The organism is Kitasatospora sp. NPDC127116, assembly GCF_042677365.1.
Classification (GTDB): Bacteria; Actinomycetota; Actinomycetes; order Streptomycetales; family Streptomycetaceae; genus Kitasatospora; species Kitasatospora lactacystinica.
Map to the genome: position 1 here is coordinate 1 of NZ_JBHXTL010000286.1, position 2,441 is coordinate 2,441.

2 protein-coding genes are annotated in these 2,441 nt (G+C 76.5%); one reads left to right on the plus strand and one right to left on the minus strand.

What is annotated here, in order from left to right; translation table 11 throughout:
- Window positions 1–120: 120 nt before the first annotated feature.
- Window positions 121–1,212, minus strand: a complete 1,092-nt coding sequence (locus ACFVHV_RS43675; protein ID WP_380359447.1) for an amidohydrolase family protein — start codon at window positions 1,210–1,212, stop codon at window positions 121–123.
- A gap of 93 nt (window positions 1,213–1,305) precedes the next feature.
- Between ACFVHV_RS43675 and ACFVHV_RS43680 the strand changes: the two genes are divergently transcribed.
- Entirely contained in the window at window positions 1,306–2,391 is a 1,086-nt protein-coding gene (locus tag ACFVHV_RS43680; protein WP_380359450.1) for a pyridoxal-phosphate-dependent aminotransferase family protein, read from the plus strand.
- The last annotated feature ends 50 nt before the right edge of the window (window positions 2,392–2,441 follow it).

Genomic DNA, 2,441 nt, shown 5'->3' on the forward strand with positions numbered 1-2,441 from the left:
TTTTTTTTTTATTCCCCGGGGCACTCCGCCACGTGGCCTTGTTGGTTTTTTTGTGGGTTGTGTGCGGGGTGGGGGGGTCCGGGGGGGGGGGCCCTCGGCCCGGCCGAGGACACCGCGGGCCTACCCGACCGGCCGCCCCCGCAGCACCACCAGCCGCGGGTCCGCGAGCACCCGGACGTCCGCCCGCGGATCCTGCGCGTACACCACGAAGTCCGCCGGCGCGCCCTCCTCCAGCCCCGGCCGCCCCAGCCACTCGCGCGCTCCCCAGCTCGCCGCCGACAGCGCCTGCGCCGGGCTCAGCCCCGCCTTCACCAGCTCCGCCACCTCGTCCGCGACCAGCCCGTGCGCCAGCGAGCCGCCCGCGTCCGTCCCGACGAACACCGGGATGCCGGCGTCGTGCGCGGCGCCCACGGTGTCGTACCGGCGCTCGTGCAGCCGCCGCATGTGCGCCGACCAGGCCGGGAACTTGGCCTCGCCGCCGGCCGCGAGGTCCGGGAAGGTGGCGATGTTGACCAGCGTCGGCACGATCGCCACCCCGCGCTCGGCGAAGGCCGGGATCAGCTCCTCGGTCAGCCCGGTGGCGTGCTCGACGCAGTCGATCCCGGCCGCCAGCAGGTCCGGCAGCGACTCGGCGGAGAAGCAGTGCGCGGTGACCCGGGCACCCTCCTCGTGCGCCGCCGCGATCGCCTCGGCCAGCGCGTCGCCGGGCCAGCAGGCGGCGAGGTCGCCGCGCTCGCGGTCGATCCAGTCGCCGACCAGCTTCACCCAGCCGTCCCCGCGCCGGGCCTCGGCCCGCACGTAGGCGGCCAGGTCGCCGGGTTCGATCTCGTGCGCGTAGTTGCGGATGTAGCGGCGGGTGCGGGCGATGTGCCGCCCGGCCCGGATGATCCGGGGCAGGTCCTCGCGCTCGTCGATCCACCGGGTGTCGGCGGCCGAGCCGGCGTCGCGGATCAGCAGGGTGCCGGCGTCCCGGTCGGTGAGCGCCTGCTTCTCGCTGGTCGCGGCGTCCACCGCGCCGTGCGCGTCCAGGCCGACGTGGCAGTGCGCGTCCACCAGGCCAGGCAGCACCCAGCCGTCCACCGTCCGCACGTCCCCGGCGGTCGGCGGGCGGGTGAAGCTCACCCGGCCGTCCACCACCCAGAGTTCGTCCCGGACGTCCTGCGGACCGACCAGCACCCGACCCCGCACGTGCAGCACCGCGCCATCGCTCATGGCCGCACTCTACCGACGGGCGGGTTCCGTGTAAGCAGTCATGATGCGGCAGACTCGTTTCCGCACCCCACCCCCGCGAAAGGCGATCAAGACGTGAGTCCCTTCCTCGACCTGCCCCCGCTCAGCGCCGCCGAGTTCGCGGCGATCGAGGACCGGGTGGCCGCGCTGCTGCACACCGAGGCCGATGTGATCGTCACCCAGGGCGAGGCGCTCCTGCCCCTGGAGGCCGCGATCCGCGGCGCCGCGCACCCCGGCTCGACCGCCCTCAACATCGTCACCGGCCCGTACGGGCAGACCTTCGGCAACTGGCTGCGCTCCTGCGGGGCGAAGGTCGTCGACCTGGCCGTGCCCTTCGACAGCGCGGTGAGCGCCGAGCAGGTGGCCGAGGCCCTCGACGCCCACCCGGGGATCGACTTCGTCTCCCTGGTGCACGCCGAGGCCGCCACCGGCAACACCAACCCGGTCGCCGGGATCGGTGCCGTGGTCCGCGAGCACGGCGCGCTGCTGATGCTCGACGCGGTCGCCTCCGTCGCCGCCGAGCCGCTGCTCACCGACGAGTGGGGCGTCGACCTGTGCGTCATCGGCGGCCAGAAGGCGATGGGCGGCCCGGCCGGGGTCTCCGCCGTCTCCGTCTCCGCGCGCGCCTGGGAGCGGATCGCCGCCAACCCGGCCGCCCCGCGCCGCTCCTACCTCTCGCTGCTCGACTGGAAGGAGCGCTGGACCGACGCCGGCCGCGCGGTGCTGCCGCACGCCCCGGCCCAGCTGGAGATGCTCGCGCTCGGCGCCTGCCTGGACCGGATCGCCGCCGACGGCCTGCCGGCCGTGATCGCCCGCCACCGGGCCGCCTCGGCCGCCACCCGGGCCGGCGTCCGCGCGCTCGGCACCCTGGCCCCGTACGTCGTCGAGGACGCCCACGCGGCCCCGGTCGCCACCACCCTGCGCACCCCGGACGGCGTCGACGCGACCGCCCTCGCCGCCCGCCTCGACCCGGCCCTGCCCGTCCAGCCGGGCGGCGGCGCCCTGGCCGGCTCGATGCTGCGGGTCAACCACTACGGGCGGGCGGCCGCGCTGGACACCGTCCGCGCCTGCCTGTCGGGCCTGGCCGGGGCGACGGACGCCGACCCGGCGCCCGCGCTGGCCGCCGCCGAGGCCGCCTGGAGCGCGACCGTCCGGGCCTGAGCGGCCCGGGCTCCCACGGCCGCGGCCCCCGCAGGACGTCCTGCGGGGGC

Excerpts from the sequence above, each read along its gene's own strand:
- ACFVHV_RS43675 (WP_380359447.1), bottom strand. The coding sequence starts at position 1,212 with ATGAGCGATGGCGCGGTGCTGCACGTGCGGGGTCGGGTGCTGGTCGGT.